This is a genomic window from Streptomyces sp. NPDC020898 (genome assembly GCF_044333925.1).
Classification (GTDB): Bacteria; Actinomycetota; Actinomycetes; order Streptomycetales; family Streptomycetaceae; genus Streptomyces.
Map to the genome: position 1 here is coordinate 118,254 of NZ_JBIRRV010000012.1, position 15,347 is coordinate 133,600.

The 15,347-nt window shown below is 70.2% G+C and carries 18 protein-coding genes; 10 read left to right on the plus strand and 8 right to left on the minus strand.

The genetic code is table 11. The features are described 5' to 3' along the window. Window positions 1-72: 72 nt before the first annotated feature. The 8 genes from ACH4TV_RS32050 to ACH4TV_RS32085 form a co-directional block, all read right to left on the minus strand. Window positions 73-432: an SH3 domain-containing protein gene (locus tag ACH4TV_RS32050; RefSeq protein ID WP_398404277.1), complete on the minus strand. Its 360-nt coding sequence runs from the start codon at window positions 430-432 to the stop codon at window positions 73-75. Between the two features lie 187 nt (window positions 433-619). Then, the gene (locus ACH4TV_RS32055) at window positions 620-1,366 is read right to left on the minus strand and encodes a hypothetical protein (RefSeq protein WP_398404279.1); all 747 of its coding nucleotides are present in this window, start codon (window positions 1,364-1,366) and stop codon (window positions 620-622) included. A gap of 55 nt (window positions 1,367-1,421) precedes the next feature. Next, the gene (locus ACH4TV_RS32060) at window positions 1,422-2,120 is read right to left on the minus strand and encodes a hypothetical protein (RefSeq protein WP_398404281.1); all 699 of its coding nucleotides are present in this window, start codon (window positions 2,118-2,120) and stop codon (window positions 1,422-1,424) included. Window positions 2,121-2,150: 30 nt separating this feature from the next. Beyond that, window positions 2,151-2,720, minus strand: a complete 570-nt coding sequence (locus ACH4TV_RS32065) for a GNAT family N-acetyltransferase (protein ID WP_398404589.1) — start codon at window positions 2,718-2,720, stop codon at window positions 2,151-2,153. Then, window positions 2,639-3,226 (minus strand): hypothetical protein, encoded by a 588-nt coding sequence (locus ACH4TV_RS32070; protein ID WP_398404283.1) that lies wholly within the window; start codon window positions 3,224-3,226, stop codon window positions 2,639-2,641. Before ACH4TV_RS32070 ends, ACH4TV_RS32065 begins: the two co-directional genes overlap by 82 nt. Beyond that, window positions 3,223-3,717 carry a type II toxin-antitoxin system RelE/ParE family toxin gene (locus ACH4TV_RS32075; RefSeq protein WP_398404285.1) on the minus strand — a complete coding sequence of 165 codons (495 nt, stop codon included), beginning with the start codon at window positions 3,715-3,717 and terminating at the stop codon, window positions 3,223-3,225. Before ACH4TV_RS32075 ends, ACH4TV_RS32070 begins: the two co-directional genes overlap by 4 nt. After that, window positions 3,714-4,325 (minus strand): DUF4913 domain-containing protein, encoded by a 612-nt coding sequence (locus ACH4TV_RS32080; RefSeq protein WP_398404591.1) that lies wholly within the window; start codon window positions 4,323-4,325, stop codon window positions 3,714-3,716. Before ACH4TV_RS32080 ends, ACH4TV_RS32075 begins: the two co-directional genes overlap by 4 nt. Window positions 4,326-4,529: 204 nt before the next feature. Further along, window positions 4,530-5,285 (minus strand): DNA-methyltransferase, encoded by a 756-nt coding sequence (locus ACH4TV_RS32085; protein WP_398404287.1) that lies wholly within the window; start codon window positions 5,283-5,285, stop codon window positions 4,530-4,532. 537 nt (window positions 5,286-5,822) lie between these two features. Here ACH4TV_RS32085 and ACH4TV_RS32090 point away from each other — a divergent pair. The 10 genes from ACH4TV_RS32090 (at window position 5,823) to ACH4TV_RS32135 (ending at window position 15,340) form a co-directional block, all read left to right on the plus strand. Beyond that, a complete protein-coding gene (locus ACH4TV_RS32090) occupies window positions 5,823-6,938 on the plus strand; it encodes a C40 family peptidase (protein WP_398404289.1) in 1,116 nt (371 codons plus the stop codon). 198 nt (window positions 6,939-7,136) lie between these two features. Further along, entirely contained in the window at window positions 7,137-7,502 is a 366-nt protein-coding gene (locus ACH4TV_RS32095; protein ID WP_398404291.1) for a hypothetical protein, read from the plus strand. 254 nt (window positions 7,503-7,756) lie between these two features. Beyond that, entirely contained in the window at window positions 7,757-8,065 is a 309-nt protein-coding gene (locus tag ACH4TV_RS32100) for a DUF6112 family protein (protein ID WP_217570564.1), read from the plus strand. Beyond that, a complete protein-coding gene (locus tag ACH4TV_RS32105) occupies window positions 8,065-8,748 on the plus strand; it encodes a hypothetical protein (RefSeq protein ID WP_398404293.1) in 684 nt (227 codons plus the stop codon). The genes ACH4TV_RS32100 and ACH4TV_RS32105 overlap by 1 nt, the downstream gene beginning before the upstream one ends. Before the next feature lie 42 nt (window positions 8,749-8,790). Continuing rightward, complete coding sequence (locus ACH4TV_RS32110) at window positions 8,791-10,155, plus strand: ATP-binding protein (RefSeq protein ID WP_398404295.1); 1,365 nt, start codon at window positions 8,791-8,793, stop codon at window positions 10,153-10,155. A gap of 87 nt (window positions 10,156-10,242) precedes the next feature. Beyond that, window positions 10,243-11,715 carry an SCO6880 family protein gene (locus tag ACH4TV_RS32115; RefSeq protein WP_398404297.1) on the plus strand — a complete coding sequence of 491 codons (1,473 nt, stop codon included), beginning with the start codon at window positions 10,243-10,245 and terminating at the stop codon, window positions 11,713-11,715. A gap of 255 nt (window positions 11,716-11,970) precedes the next feature. After that, window positions 11,971-12,426: a DUF6238 family protein gene (locus ACH4TV_RS32120; RefSeq protein ID WP_398404299.1), complete on the plus strand. Its 456-nt coding sequence runs from the start codon at window positions 11,971-11,973 to the stop codon at window positions 12,424-12,426. A 29-nt stretch (window positions 12,427-12,455) separates the two neighbouring features. Beyond that, on the plus strand, window positions 12,456-13,970 hold the full coding sequence (locus tag ACH4TV_RS32125) for an ATP-binding protein (RefSeq protein WP_398404301.1): 1,515 nt from the start codon (window positions 12,456-12,458) through the stop codon (window positions 13,968-13,970). A 448-nt stretch (window positions 13,971-14,418) separates the two neighbouring features. Continuing rightward, the gene (locus tag ACH4TV_RS32130) at window positions 14,419-14,568 is read left to right on the plus strand and encodes a hypothetical protein (protein WP_398404303.1); all 150 of its coding nucleotides are present in this window, start codon (window positions 14,419-14,421) and stop codon (window positions 14,566-14,568) included. A gap of 28 nt (window positions 14,569-14,596) precedes the next feature. Continuing rightward, complete coding sequence (locus ACH4TV_RS32135; RefSeq protein ID WP_398404305.1) at window positions 14,597-15,340, plus strand: hypothetical protein; 744 nt, start codon at window positions 14,597-14,599, stop codon at window positions 15,338-15,340. Window positions 15,341-15,347 lie beyond the last annotated feature (7 nt).

Sequence of the window (15,347 nt, forward strand, 5' to 3'; positions counted from 1 at the left end):
GGCTTTTCCACGGCCCAACCGCCTTACAGACGAGTGCGATTCAGGGCCGCTCGGGAGAGAGGGGCAGACTGGTTAGTCCAGGCACATGCGGACGTCGCGATAGACGTAGGTCCCGGAAACCCAGCCCTTGACGCCGGTGGTCTTGTCGGTGATGTACACCCACTTCGCGCCCTTGGTGGTCTTGTGCACCGTGAACCTGTGCGACTTGTAGAGGATGCCGACGGCGGCGGACTTGGTCGTCGCCTTCTTGCGGATGGTCACGGCGTTGGTGCCGTGGACCGCCCACGGGAGGTACGGCCTGCTGGTGCAGGATGACGCGGGCACCGCAGTGGCGACGGACGTCGGCGCTGCGGTCGCCGCAGAAGCCGATGCGAGGGGCAGGGCGAGCGAGCCGAGCAGTGCGGCGGATATCGCAATTCGGGTTGAGCGCATGGGAAATTGAGCTCCATGTCAGGAAGTAGGAACAGAGAATGCAGGCCGGACAGTTGCCTGTGCGGGCCGGCTTCAAGAGTGCGGAGAATCCCCGGTTTCGCTAACCGGGGATGGAGTGCTATGTTTCGCCACCATCAGACGAGGCGGCGTGAAGTCGCCCCATAATCACCGGGTGTTGCTGCCGCCATCAGCGGCCGGGACGGCGCGGTGGTGTCGGCGGCACGGGACGCGCCTGGGCCACAGGCTGGGTGCTCTGGCAGGCGGGAGGGGCAGGTGCGGACAGCGAGGCGGGTTCGCCGCTCCAGTGTGCTTCCCACCAGGTCGTGGCGGCCTCGAAGGTGGCGAAGCCGCCCTCGCGCAGGGTGTGCGTGAAGGTCTCGGTGTCGGTCTGTTCCAGCAGCACCCGGAAGGGCATGGGCGCCCGTTCGTCGAGGGCCCGCAAAAGCACGGTGGTCTCGACGGGCCCCATGTCGTGGGTGTAGCTGTGCAGGAGGGAGAAGTGGTCTCCGTCCCGGCGCAGCCGTTCCTCCAGCGCACGCGTGGCGGCGTCGGCGGGCGTGGTGCCCAGCTCCTCGGTCAGGAGGATCTCCGTCTCGGGGCACCCACGGGCGATCAGCCAGGACTGGGCCATGGCCGGCAGGGGCAGTTCAGTGCGGTCGAAGCGGAACGTCCGCGCGGTCATGTCGCGCTTGAGGTGCAGGGCGACGATCTGGGGGGCACCCGGCATGCCCCAGGTGGCACTCCCGTCGTGCATGACGTAGTAGCTGTGCTGGCCGTCGTTGGTGTGGTGCTCGGCCAACACAGTCGAGCAGTGCTCCACGAAGGTGATCTGCAGCCGGAAGCGATCGACGACGCGGTCATTGGCGGCTTCGTAGCCTTCGAGGCGGAAGTCCGGAGTGGTGTCAGGGCGGAGTTCGGGGATGTACTGGGGCATCGGTGGTTTCGGGTCGGCGGCAGGAAACGGCCTGTGCGGGTGGGCTGGTGCGGGGTCAGCGCCGACGGGCGGAGGGAGCTGGCCAGGCTCCGGGCCGCCGCTCGGGCGACGCTGCCGGTGGCCTGGGTAGTCGAGGTGAGGCGAGAAGCGCACGGCCGTCGTCGGTGAGGGTGACGGGCTGCCCGGCGTGCAGCGGATGGGCGTCGTCGCGCACGACGAGACCGGCCGCCTCAAGTCGCTGAAACTGGCTGTAGGCGAGGCGGGTACCGGATGCGGTCACGACCGACAGGCGCTGGGTGAGCAGGTGTTCGCGCAGCTTGGCGCCCTGGGCGATGGCCAGCAGGGCCGCGTGATCCGGCGCTGGCAGCTCCGCCGCCGGACCTGTTCCACTCGAACGAACGGCAGCCTCGATGGGTTCGAGCGCCGCCACGACCTGTTGCTCGCGCTCGTCGCGGGTGGCGGCGGCCTCTTCCAGCGTGGCGACGGTGCGGTTGATGCGCGAGAACAGGGCCTGGTCGACCGCGAACTCCCCGGAGGCCAGCCGCTGGAGCTGGACCCGGTAGAAGGTCACGCCGTGTTCGGCCTGGACCAGAGTGCGGTGGGCGTCGACCAGACGGCTGCGTGGCTCGTCGAGGAGGTCGCGGTCGCGGTGCTGCCACAGTTGGTCGATGCTGTGGCCGACGGCTAGCTCGATGCGGTGATCGAGACCTGTGAGCGCCTTCTTCGCCGGCGCGGGGGCAGGAGTGGCAGGCATGAAATAGGACTGGTTTCTCGGTGGGGGCGATCACGACGGCGCATGGCCGGCGGGGGTGTCGCCGAGGGGAATGCGGACATCGAGGTGAACGCCCTCGCGGGTGTGTACGGCGGGGCCGAGCCGGGCGAGCAGGCGCAGCATCGGCGTGTTAGCGGCGTGGAGGTACGCAGTCAGGGTGTGGGCGCCACTGCGGCGGGCGTGGTCGGCGGCGTGCCGAGCCAGCAGGGTGCCGATGCCGCGACGTTGGTGGGCGTCGGCGACCTGCAGTCCGAGATCGACGACGCCCGCTTCGTGGCTGACGAGCCCGGCCGAGACCATCGCGAGTGGACGGCCCTCGACGTCGAGGCCGATCCAGACATCGCAGTGGTCCAGTAGCCGGGTGAAGTCGCGATGGGTGATTCGGGTCCGGCCCCAGCGCAGGAGCAGGTTCGCCTCGGAGCAGTCCTGGTGGAGGGAATCGGCCAGCGGCCGGTCCGCCTCGGTCGCCGGGTGGATCTTGGCGAGAGATGGCTGGTGGATCAGGGGGCGAAGCCCTGCAGGGCGATCAGCACGGCACCGCGCCGGTACCCCTTGACTTCCCGGTCTTCGTCCATGGCGCAGGCGTACACGTTGTTCAGGGCCAGGAGCTTGGACAGGCGGGCCTCGGTCAGTCCGGCGTACGGGCCGCGCCCGTCGGAGCCTGCGGAGAGGTCGCTGAGCAAGCCGATGAGGTCCGCTGCCGTCAGGGCGGGTGGATCGCCGGCGGCGGCGAAGGCGTCACGGCAGGCGTGCAGGATCGTCTCGGGCTCGCTCCCGCAGTGCAGCGCGAAGTCCTCCTGGGCTTCGGTGGCCTCGGAGACCGGCGCGCAGCAGCAGGGCTGGGACACCAGCCGGGTCAACTCCACTTCGAGCCGCAGGCGTTCGGCGAGCCGGTGGGCGAAGGTGTCGGGTCGTTCGATGGCGAGGACACCATCTGCGTGGTCGCCGACGAGGGCGTCGAGTGCCTCGTCTAGGTCGTAGCAGTCCCGGGCGATCTCCAAGATGGCCAGGTGATGCTGGTTGGCGGACGGGGGCTCGACAGCCAGCGCCTCGGCGACACGGTCGAGGATGAAGGACAGGCGGGTCAACGGACAGGGCCTTTCAAGGGAGTGTGCGTGGGTGCGGCTGAGGGAAGGCCGGGCACCGCATAGGGCGGCGGGCCGGGCTTGGGGACCGGCGGCCGTTGCGTGTCCAGCTGCGGGGAGCGGGCGCGGGCGGCGTGGGTGCGCGCGCCGGTCGGGCGCCGGGCGATACCGAGGCGGGCGCAGGCCGTTTCGTACACGTCGTGCCGAGCGCGCGGGCGTACGGCGACGACGTGGATCTCGGTGCGGTGCGTCGCGCCGGGTGGGGCCGGGCGCTGGGCGTAGACGATGCGCCAGGCGTTGCGGTGATCGACGTAGAGCTTGCGGCACCCGGTCAGCTCCTCGGTCAGCTTGCCGCCGAACAACTGGGCGTTGACGACCTTCTGGAGCTGGTCGAGGGCCAAGTCGCGTATGTCGCCCGGGGCCTGGAGAAGGTCGGTCAGAGCCCTCGGGTCGAAGGACAGGCCGAAGGCCGGCCGGGGTTCGGGATCGCTCATGCGGCGGCCTGGCCCGGCTCGCCGACCGTGGGTGGCTCGTCGGCGGGGGAACTCGCCGCCCAGGTGGAGGGTTTGGGCCCGGGCAGCAGGCGGTGGGCGGGCCGGTCCGGGTCGGTCATGCACGCGGACAGCGGCCCGCCGGGGGCGCGAACGGTGGTCATGGCATGGGTGAGGAAGTCACGGTGCCACACGAACAAGCCGCTGGGTCCGGCTTCGGGGTCCTTGTGCTGCTGGTAGGCCAGCCACAGGGCATGCAGCCAGGCGACGACACAGTCGTGTTCCTGCCACTGCTGGCACCAGGGCGTGGCTGTGGTGACCTCCGCGCCGTAGATGGGCATGAGGAAGTCGTCCACCCAGTCGCTGAGGCTGTCGAGTTCGTCCTCGTACTCCTCGCCGTCCAGTTCCAGGATCGGGCGCGGCTCCGGTGGGGCGGGCGGTACCGGCAGGCCGGCGAATCCCGGGAGGCCGAAGCCGTCGAACGCGCGTGGTCCGGGCTCCGTGGACAGGCTGTCGAGCTGCTGGGCCTGCTGGGCCGACTGCTTGAGCAGCTTGCGCACGCTGGCCTCGATGCTTTCCAGATCCGTGTCCGGCAAGCGGACCGGTTCCATTTCCCCGTCGTCGTTGGGGTTTATGGGTTCAGGCACGAAAGGGTCCTCCTTGAAGCCGCTTCCCATGGACTGGGATGGCGGCTCCAACCATCCGGAAGATCCCCGGTTTCGATAACCGGGGATCCGGTGCTATAACGCTTGCACTCACGACCGGGAAGGAATCCGGTAATTCAGATTCCGCCCAGGTCGGGCAGCCCCTGCGGGTCAGGAGGACAGGACGAAGTCGTCCTGATTCAGGGTCTGTTGCAGGGTCTCGGTCAGCCGGTCGGCGGCGATCGTCGCGTAGTGCTCGGTCTTCTCGACGCCGATGAAGTCACGGCCTTCCAGAAGGGCGGCGACGCCGGTCGAGCCGGAGCCGGCGCAGAAGTCGAGCACCGTGCCCTGCTCAGGGCAGATCTTCACGAGCTCGCGCATCACCTCGACCGGCTTCTGGGTGATGTGCTGCCGGTTCTTGCCCGACGGCTGCGACGCGCTGTAGAGGCCAGGCAGGTAGACCGGGTTGCGGGAGGCGTCGATGGCACCCTTGGAGGCCCAGACGATGAACTCGCAGTTCTGCGTGAAGCGGCCCTTCTGGGGTCTGGCCTGCGGCTTGTGCCAGGCCAGCACACCACGCCACAGCCATCCGGCCGCCTGGATCGCGTCCGTCGTGGTGGGGAGCTGACGCCAGTCGGTGAACAGAAGCGCGGTGCCGCCAGTACGGGTGAGCCGGTGCGCTTCGGTCATGATCTGCGTCAGCCAGAACCCGTACGAGCGCTGGTCCATGTTCTCGCCGGTGAAGTCCGGCAGGTTATGGCCGGCGTCGGCGGAGGTGTACTTCTGCTTCGCGCTGCGGGAGGTGCGCTCCTTCGCCGTCCGGCCACCGGAGTTGTACGGCGGGTCGGTGATGACGGAGTCGACACAGCCTTCCGGCAGTTCGGCGAGGACGCTGAGCGCGTCGCCCTCGTGCAGGGAAAAAGGCAAAGAGATACCCCAATTTCGGGTCGGGTGAGATGAGGGGGGAAGACCTCCGGCTCACGCATGTAACCCCGGGCAGGCCGAATGCGGGCATGACGGCACCGCTGACCTACGAAAGTGGGGTGGCGAGGGGAGGAGCCAAAACTGTAAGGCAGGATCCCCGGTTGAGACGCATCGCCGCCTTCCAGCCCAGGAAATCAGGGCTTGATCGCCCGCGATTTCGGCAACCGGGGATCCGCCCTTACTGTTTTGGAACTGCCCGGCGAACACCGCCGATGGCGCAATCCCTGCCCCTGCCTTCATGGAGATTTCCCCGTGCCCCGGCACACGTGACCTGACACCCCCGCGCCTCGTGAGCTGAAACCAGCGCTCACGAGGTACATCCACGACTCACCCAACTCCCGTGCCGCAGCGCCCTTTCCGCCTCTACTGCCGCGCGGCCGGGACCGTGCCTTCGAAGGATCCCCTTGTGACAGCTCCCTACCCTCCCCTGCCCGAACACCGGCCGCCGGACCGTGACTGCCGCTCGGGAGGCGTCCCCGGTTGAAGGGCGTAGCCGCCGGCATTGGTGTCGTCGCCCTCTCCCCTCTCCTCCTCGCCGGCACGGCCATGCTGATGGCCTCCTCCAGCGAGGCCGCCCAGAGCACCTACTCGTCCCTCACCTGCGTGGGCGACGTCGACACCGACGCCGTCGTCGAGCAGGTCACCCAGATCCTCAACGGCGCATCCGCCAAGGACGTCCACGTCGAGGGCCTGAGCCTGCCCGAGGAACAGATCCCCAGTGCTCAGACCATCGTGGCCACCGGGATCAGCCTCCACGTGCCGAAGAAGGGCCAGATCATCGCGCTCGCCACCGCGATGCAGGAATCACGGCTGCGCAACCTCAGCTCCGGCGACCGCGACTCGCTCGGGCTGTTCCAGCAGCGCCCGAGCCAGGGCTGGGGTACCGCCGAGGAGATCCACGATCCCGTCTACGCCTCCACCCAGTTCTACGAGCACCTGCTCGCGGTGGACGGATGGCAGCAACTGACCGTCGCCCAGGCCGCGCAGAAGGTCCAGCGCTCCGCCTACCCCGACGCCTACGCGAAGTGGGAGGAGCTGGCCACCGCCCTGCAGAAGGCGATCGCCGCCACCTTCCCCGACGCCGACCAGGACTCCACGGAGACGGCCACCCCCTCCAACACCGCGTCCTGCACGGCGACCGAGGACGGCTCCGGATACGGCACCATCCCCGAAGGGTCCGTACCGAAGGGCTACTCGATCCCCAAGGACGCCGACCCGAAGGCCCGCAAGGCGATCGCCTGGGCGATGGCGCAGCTCGGCACGATGTACCAGTGGGGCGGCACCTGCACCGCGCCGCACGGCCCGGACCCGATGGGCCGCTGCGACTGCAGCTCGCTGACCCAGCAGGCGTACGCCCATGCCGGCATCCAGCTCACCCGCACCACGTACACCCAGATCAACGAGGGCAACACCATCTCCCCCAAGTCGCTCAAGCCCGGTGACCTGATCTTCTCCCGCGGCAGCGCCGCCCGCCCCGAACACGTCGGCATGTACATCGGCTCGGGCCTCGCGATCGAGGCACCCCGGACTGGCAAGCCAGTTCGAATCACGCCCCTGGCGGACTGGGACATCCTCGCCGCCCGCCGTGTCATCTGACCCTCGGTCGGGGCGCAGACCCCACATGCCGCCTGCATCACCAGTTCAGCGCGGGAACGGCCACGCACGGCACGTGAGCCGGATCGCCGCTCCCAATCCCCCCCTGGACCGCTTCCCTGCCCGCCTGCATGCGGCCCATCGGCAGGACGACCTACCCGTTTCTCTCCCTCCTCTCTCTCGACATCACGGAGCATCTGAGTGATACCTCACCACCGCGGCCGGCGCGCTCTTGCGGCCGCCTCGACGGGCCTGGCCGTCGTAGTCGGCGGCCTGGCCACCGCCTCCACGGCGCAGGCGTACGACACCGGCCATACGACGATCTCGTGCAGCGCGGTCAAGGTACGCAAGTCCCCGGCGAAGAACGCCACTGCGCTGGGTGTCGCCTACCGGCACGACAAGATCGCCTACAACCAGTTCGCGTACAAGCGCTCCGAGAAGACCTGGTACACCCGGGGCACGGTGACCCGGAAGTCCGACGGCAAGAAGATCCGCGGCTACGTGATCTACCAGTGCGCGAACCCGTACGGCAGCAACGGCGCGCCCACACCGCCGATCCCGAAGTAGTACGCCAGGCAGCCGGATCAGAGGCTTAGCCGTAGGGCCGTCGAAGCGGCACCGGCCCGCGTTGTGGCCTCTCCCCAGCCTCGGCACGAGCGCTGCTGTGCCCTCGCGCGCGACGACGCTTCGCATGCGTCGACGGGCTCGGCCAAATCCCGTACGGCTGCCGTCCGCCTCCCCGAGGCCGCCGCCTCGCACCTCCTCCTCTTCTCTTCATTGATTCCCGCGCGTCGGCTTCGGCGCGCGCAAGGAGCCTCCCTTTGCACCTGCTCGACACCGTGCAGTACCTGGCCTACGACCCCGGCATCACACCCTCGGGTGGCGGCCTGCCCGGCCTCGCCGTGCTGAAGAACGTCGTCAACTCCATCAACCTGTTTGCGATCGTCGCCGTGGTCGGCGCGCTCGCCGTCTCCCTCGGCGTGTGGGCCTGGGGCCATCACACCGGCGGACACCAGGCCGAGGCCAACGGCAAGAAAGGCGCGGTCGTTTCGGCCGGCGCCGCCCTCGGCCTCGGCGCCGCGAACGGCGTGGTCGCGTTCTTCTCCGCCCTCGGGTCGCAAGTCCACTGATGCCGAAACGACTCCCCTCCCTGTCCGGCTACGGCATCGGCTGGTCGACCCGGCAGCGCATCACGGTCAGCGCGATCGGCCTCGCCATCCTCCTCGCCCTCGCCGCCACCGTCGCTGTGTTCACCGGCCGCACCGGAACCAGCGACAGCCAGACCGCCACTCCGCCCAGCACGGGCAGCACCGCCTCCGCGTCCGCCGACCCGACGGCGTCGGCTGGGACCGGTTCGGTGGCGAAGCCACCGCCGGTGGCCGACCCGGTCAACTTCGCCAAGGCCGCCGCGGCGATGCTGTGGTCGTACGACACCCGGACCACCAGCCGTGATCAGCAGCTCGCCGGGATGAAGGCGTGGCTGACGGCGGAGACGAAGTACGCCGACTGGTCCTCCCTCACTGCCCAGGTACCGGATCCGGTGCTGTGGTCGCGGATGGCCGACCAGGACCAGTACGCCACTGCCGCCGTGAACGAGGCCCACTACCCGTCAGCGTTCAAGCAGGCCCTGGCGGACGATCCTTCGGCGATTACCGAGGCGTACATCTACGCCGTCACCGTCACCGGCAAGCAGCAGATCGCCTGGAAGAAGGGCGGCGCCGGCGCCGAGGACCGCTCGATCACCCTCGCCGTGCAGTGCCGTCCCAACGCCGACTGCTCCCTGGTCTCCATCTCCCCCCGCGTCGTGCCCTGACACGCGCCACAAGGCCACTAAAGAAAGGAGGGGTGACTCCCCTTGGGCTTCTGCGACCTCCCCCTCGCGGACAAACTGTGCGCGGTCGGCGACGCGGTCTCCTTCGCCTCCGACCCGGGCGCGGCCATCGGCAACTGGATGGCCAAATCAGCGGGCGAACTCGCCGCCGCCGGAGCCGACTTGGCCGCCGAGGCGGTCAACACCACCACCAAGGTCGACCTGAACGCCGGATGGTTCCGCGACAACTACGAGATGATCCTGCCGATCGGCCTGATCGTCCTCGTCGCCACCTTCTGCGCCCAGCTTGTCCGCGCCGCGATCCGCCGCGACGGCCAGGCCCTCACGCAGGCATTCACCGGCACCGCCGCCGGCGTCCTGTTCGCCTTCACCGCGATCGCCTTCACCACTGTCGCCATCGAAGTGGTCGACGCCCTCTCCAACGGCCTGCTCAAAGCGGCGAACCTGTCCATCGATTCCGCCGTACGCCGCATCGTCAAGGTCGCCGCGATCCCTGGCCTGTCGGCGATGGGCTGGCTGGTCGCCGTCTTCGCCGGCGTCGGCGCCGCCCTGGGCGCGTTCCTCTACTGGTGCGTGATGATGGTCCGCAAGGTCGGCATCCTCGTCATGGTCACCCTCGCCGTCTTCGCGGGAGCGGGCGGCGGCTGGGAGGTCGCCCGGCGCTGGCGCAAGGGCTGGATCGAGGCCACCGCCACCCTCGTCGTCTCCAAGCTCCTGATGACCGTGATCTTCGTGCTCGGTATCGCGGCGATGGGCAAAACGGAGGCCAAGGATGGCGTCGCCGCTCTCGCCGACGTCATGGCCGGCATCGTCATCATGGCGCTCGTCCTGCTCTGCCCCTACGCCACGTTCAAGTTCGTCCACTGGGCCGCCTCCGAAGGCTCCGACGCCGAGACGCTTCACCGCTCCGGCGGAGCTGGCGCGCAGATGGCCCGCCAGCACGCCGAACGCGCCGGCCGCAAAGCCGCCGCCGCGGTCGCCACCGCAGGAACTGGCGGTGCCGCGGCCGGAGCGGGCGCCGCTCCCCAGGGCCCGGACGCCGTGCCGGGCGGTTTCCCCGGCGACATCGCCACCACCCCCACGCCGGACACCGGCAAGGAAGGCGGCGGTTCGGACGCTCCGTCATCCGAGGGCGAGGGGATCAAGAGCGGTCTGGAGAAGGCCGTGCAGCCAGCGCCGACCAGTCCGCGCGAGGACACCAGCGGCCATCTCGGCGGCAGCCCTGGGCCGACCTCCGGCGGAGGATCTCCCACCGGCAGCGGCTTCATGTCCGCGTCCGCGTCTCCGGCCGACGCTTCCACCCCGCCGCCGCAGGGCGCCCCGCCAGTCCCGACCTCCACGCCCTCGGCCGGAACCGGCACTCCACCCCCTCCGCCCACCGGCCTCTGACCCTGCCCCCACGCCGGGACGGCACACCCGCACTCCCGTTCAGGTGTGCCGTCCCGGCCCCGCCCCGCGCCTTCCCGGAAACCGGCCTTGTCTGAACTATCCGTCTCCCCGATCACGGTCAAATTCCCGCACCGCTCACGGCGCGGAATCCTCCTCGGCCTCTCCCTCCCCCAACTCACCCTCGTCTCCACTGCGTTGGCGCTGCTGCTGATCACAGTGGTGACCACGGGGCTGCTCGGCGCCATCGCTCTGACCCCCCTATGGGCAGTCGTCGCTGCCCTGGTCGCCGTCCGCCGCGACGGCAGGTCCCTGATCGACTGGGCTCCGATCGTCTCCCGCTACGCCCACCGCCGCCGCACCGGCCAGACGCTGTGGCTGGCCCGGCCGGTCTCCCGGCCCCGCCAGGACGGCGTGCTGCACCTGCCCGGCACCGCCGCCTCGCTGAAGGTCGTCACCCCCGGCGACTCCGCCAACCAGGCTGCCGCCGTCCACGACCCGCACCACCAACGGCTCACCGCGATTGCCCGGGTCAGCAGCCGCGCGTACGCCCTGCTCGATCCGGCCACGCAGAACTCGAACGTGGCGGGCTGGGGCCGGGCTCTGGCCGGCATCGCCCGCACCGGCCACGTCGCCACCGTGCAGGTGCTGGAACGCACCGTCCCCGACTCCGGCGACACCCTCGCCCGTCACTGGGCCCAGCACGGCCGCCCCGACACCCCCGTCGCCGGGCAGGTGTACTCCGAACTGGTCGCCTCCGCCGGCCCAGCCGCCGCCCCGCACGAGGCGTACCTGGCCATCAGCCTGGACCTCAAGGCCGCCAAGCGCCTCATCAGCCAGGCCGGCGGCGGGCTCCCCGGCGCCTTCACGGTGCTGGAGCAGACAACTTCGGCCATCGCGCTCGCGGCGCGCAGCGCGGGGCTGATGGTGACGGGCTGGCTGACTGCGCGGGAGATCGCCGCAGTCATCCGCACCGCCTACGACCCTCACGCCCTGTCCGCCCTCCAACAGTGGTCGCCGAACGGGCGGGCCGAGGCCGACCCTGCTGCTGCCGGGCCGGTTGTCCAGGTCGAGGAGTACGACCGCCTCGGCACCGACACCGCCCGCCACGCCACCTACTGGATCGAGAACTGGCCCCGCACCGAGACCACCCCCGGCTTCCTGCACGGGCTGATGTTCACCGCCGGGGTCCGCCGCAGCCTGTCCCTTATATACGTGCCGCAGGGGCTTGAGTCCGCGCTGCGCGACGTCCAGCGCAAGAAGGCGGCGATCATCGCCGACGCCAACGAGCGTGCCCGCCGCGGACAGGTGGATTCCGAGGCCGACTCGGTCGAGTACGCGGACGTCAAAGTCCGTGAGCGGCAGCTGATCGCCGGCCATGCCGACGTCGCCCTGACCGGGCTGCTCACCGTCAGCGCCGCAACGGACGCCGCTCTCGACGCCGCGTGCGCGCAGATCGAGACCGCCGCGGTCACCGCCCAGGTCGACCTGCGACGGCTCTTCTTCCAGCAGCCCGACGCGTTCGCCCTCGCCGCCCTGCCGCTCGCCCGCACGGCGCTGTGACAGTGGTGCCGCGATGACGCTCCCGCCGCGCCAGACGGCATGGCCCGGACATCGCCTTCCTGCCCCGGCAGAGCCGCCCCGGACTGAGCGCTCCCGGTGACTACGTCGATTTTCGCACCGCCCAGATACTCTCCGCCCGGGCCTCCACCAGCCGCTCCGCGCTCACCGGTATATGCCACTGCCGACCACCACTTCGCTCTCCGGACCCGTTCCCGCCCTCGCCGACCTCGCCGTTCTGCGGCACCAAGGACTCCCTTGAACGCACCCCCCACCACCGACGCGCATCCCTACCTCCGCGCCGCCACCGCCGGCCTGCGCCACCACACCCGTAGCCACGCCACCTCCGGCGCGCCGGCCGACCGCCTCCACCTGGACACGCTGCACGCCCACTTCACCGCAGCCCACCAGCTGCTCGACCAGCTCACCGACACCACCCGGCCCCCGCACCCGGCCGCCGGGCGTCATCTGGCCGCCGCGCACCTGCGGTTGTGGCAGGCCACCGCTGCCGTCCACAACGCCTTCCACACCGTGCCCACCGGCACCGAAGGCTCAGCAACCGAGGAGTGCCGACCCGAGCGGCTCCCCGACGGCCCGCTGGTGCTCACGATCTGCCAGCGGCACCTGGCCGCCTCCCACGCGATCCGCCGCAAGACCACCCCCACCGACCTGGCCACGCCATTGCACGGCCACACCACCAACTGCACCATCTAAAACCCGCGCCGAATCGAGCCCGCCCCGCCATGACCCACCGGCCCGCCCGACGCGCCCGACGCGCCTCGGCCTCCCCCCTGTTCACCCCCCACGGCACCGACCGGGCCAGCCGCAAGACCGCTCGCCGTCAGCTCGCCGAAGCCGCCGCCAAGGCCCGCGCCGAAGCCACCGCCCACCCGGACGGCAGCGAGCCCGTCGAGCCCGAGATGCCGCCTCCGCTGTACCCGCCCCGCGGCCGTCCCGGCCCCAGCTCCGCCCGCGGCAGCCGACTGAAGCTGCCGCAGCACCGCATGACCACCGCCACCGCCAGCGGGGCGTACCCCTTCCTCGCCGAAGGCGGTCTCGGCGCCGAGGGCATCTACATCGGCCGCGACGTCCACGCCGAAGCGTCCTTCACCTTCGACCCCTTCTCCCTGTACGGGCGCCTCGAAGGGTTCACCAACCCCAACATCCTGCTCGCCGGTGTAATCGGCCAGGGCAAGAGCGCGCTGGCCAAGTCCTTCGCCCTGCGCTCCATCGCCCACGGCTACCGCGTCTACGTGCCCTGCGACCCCAAAGGCGAATGGACCCCCGTCGCCTCCGCACTCGGCGGCACCTCCATCGCCCTCGGCCCCGGCCTGCCCGGCAAACTCAACCCGCTGGACGCCGCCCCACGGCCGGACAACGTGCCGGAGGCCGACTGGGCGGGGGAGATCCGCAAGCGCCGTCTGCTCCTGCTCGGCTCCCTCGCGCGCACCGTTCTCGGCCGCGACCTGCTGCCGATGGAGCACACCGCGCTCGATGTCGCCCTCGACGCGGTCGTCGCCCAGGCCGCCACCGTCCACCGCACTCCGCTATTGGGCGACATCGCGGCCACCCTCAACCATCCCGACCAGCTCGATGCCGCCGCTGGGCTCATGTCCGGACGGCTCGGCGAGGCCGCCCGTGACCTCGCCCACGCTATGCGGAGATTGGTCCACGGCGACCTGGCCGGCATGTTCGACGCCCCCTCCACCGTGCGATTCGATCCCACCTCGCCGATGCTGACCATCGACCTGTCCCGGCTCGGCGGCTCCGGCGACGACACCGCCCTCGTCCTCGCCATGACCTGCGCATCCGCCTGGATGGAATCCGCCCTCACCGACCCGCACGGAGGTCGGCGCTGGATCGTCTACGACGAAGCCTGGCGCCTGATGCGGCACCCCGGCCTCCTCCAGCGCATGCAGTCCCAGTGGAAACTCTCCCGCGGCCTGGGCATCGCCAACCTCATGGTCATCCACCGACTGTCCGACCTGCTCACCGCCGGCGACGCCGGATCACAAGGCCGCGCCCTCGCCGAGGGCCTCCTGGCTGACTGCTCCACCCGCATCATCTACCGCCAGGAAACCGACCAACTCCACGCCGCCGCAGCCCTGCTGGGGCTCACCTCGGTCGAGACCGGCGCCATTGCCCACCTCAACCGCGGACGCGGGCTGTGGCGCGTCGCCGGACGATCTTTCATCGTTCAACATCAACTCCACCCTCACGAGCTGGCACTGTTCGACACCGACGCCCGCATGCACTAGAAGCCCCCGCGACGACCGACAGAAACGACTCTGACCCCCCTGACCTGGAGTACCCCTGCAGCACCCCGACTTCGAGCTGTACGACAACGTTGGCCGCACCGCCGACCAGATCAGCGCCTACCACACTCGCTCCGCCACAAGGGGCGACCTGTACCGCTGGGCGGAGCGCGATGCCGAAGCCTTCCGCACCCGGCACACTCTGCCGCCCGAGCCCTTCCCCGCCCCGGACCTGAGTCCCTACCGCGAGGCTCTGGACGCGGCCGAAACTCCGGCCGAGTTCAGCACCGTCCTCAACGCCCTGCTGGACGCAGTCGCGCCGTTCCTCAACGAGGTCATCGAGCACCTGGCCGCCACTGCCCAGTGGAAGGGCCAAAACCGCGGAGCCGAACCCGAGTCACCGCCCTGGCTGCTGCGCGGCTCCGCCAGCAGCATCGCTTCAGCGCTGGCCATGGCAACCGCAGCGGATCTCAAGATCCTCCGCGCGCACTACGACCCGCCGCCGGACCTCGACGCGCTCCTGAAGCAGACCCGCACGACGCCCGGCCCCGCCCCAACCGCAGCCCGGCTCCGGAGGCCCGCGGCGCTGAGCGCCGACTGATCAACCACCCGCCGCACCTCAGGAATCCATGCCCCCGTCTCGCACCGATCTGTCCGCCTTCGCCTCCGCCCTCGCCGAACGACTGCCTGGCACGTGGACGAGCGAGTATCACCGCCACACCGCTTACGAGAACCAGTTCCCCACCATCGAAGGGCTCTGGGACGCCGGCCACGTCGACTACATCGTCAGCCAGTACGTCCTCGGCCATGACGCCGTCCTCCACGGCCCCCACGGACAGCAGCTCTACGTCACCGACCGGCCCCTGTACCGCCACCAGTTCGTGGTGGCCCCGCTGGAGCCCGAAGGCTTCAAAACCCACCAGATCTCCCCGGTGCGTGAGCCGGACGGCATCGCTGTCCCCAACGATCCGGTCCGAGCCGCCGCCTCAGTCATCCGACGCTTGCTGCCCCGCTACCAGGTGGCCCTGGACGCTGTCCGTCACAACGCCCTCGTCCAGCCCGAGCCGCCACACCGCCAGCCTGCCCCCGAGGTCGCCCAGACCCTCACACTGGTCTGGTACCCGGACGGCGTGGTGGGCGCCCCGTACGACTCGGTGCCCGAGGAGGCGCGCATGACGCTGTTCGGCTGCAACTTCCAGTACAGCCCGCACGAGTCCGCCTTCGTACTGCCAGCCTCCTACAGTTCCAAAGAGCGCGCCTTGCTGGTCCAGCTCGTCGCTCTGCGGCTCACGCTCCAGGGCATCGGGGTCAACTTCCGCCGCGCCGCTCCCCTCCCTTCCCTCCGGCATCAGCTGCCGCGAGCAAGGCACTGACGACGGT

What these genes read in the sequence shown, in the direction of transcription:
- ACH4TV_RS32080 (WP_398404591.1), bottom strand. Translation starts at nt 4,325, where the DNA reads ATGGAACCGGTCCGCTTGCCGGACACGGATCTGGAAAGCATCGAGGCC.
- ACH4TV_RS32105 (WP_398404293.1), top strand. Translation starts at nt 8,065, where the DNA reads ATGCCGAAACGACTCCCCTCCCTGTCCGGCTACGGCATCGGCTGGTCG.
- ACH4TV_RS32060 (WP_398404281.1), bottom strand. Translation starts at nt 2,120, where the DNA reads ATGCCTGCCACTCCTGCCCCCGCGCCGGCGAAGAAGGCGCTCACAGGT.
- ACH4TV_RS32130 (WP_398404303.1), top strand. Translation starts at nt 14,419, where the DNA reads ATGGCAACCGCAGCGGATCTCAAGATCCTCCGCGCGCACTACGACCCG.
- ACH4TV_RS32075 (WP_398404285.1), bottom strand. Translation starts at nt 3,717, where the DNA reads ATGAGCGATCCCGAACCCCGGCCGGCCTTCGGCCTGTCCTTCGACCCG.
- ACH4TV_RS32135 (WP_398404305.1), top strand. Translation starts at nt 14,597, where the DNA reads ATGCCCCCGTCTCGCACCGATCTGTCCGCCTTCGCCTCCGCCCTCGCC.
- ACH4TV_RS32125 (WP_398404301.1), top strand. Translation starts at nt 12,456, where the DNA reads ATGACCCACCGGCCCGCCCGACGCGCCCGACGCGCCTCGGCCTCCCCC.
- ACH4TV_RS32050 (WP_398404277.1), bottom strand. Translation starts at nt 432, where the DNA reads ATGCGCTCAACCCGAATTGCGATATCCGCCGCACTGCTCGGCTCGCTC.
- ACH4TV_RS32055 (WP_398404279.1), bottom strand. Translation starts at nt 1,366, where the DNA reads ATGCCCCAGTACATCCCCGAACTCCGCCCTGACACCACTCCGGACTTC.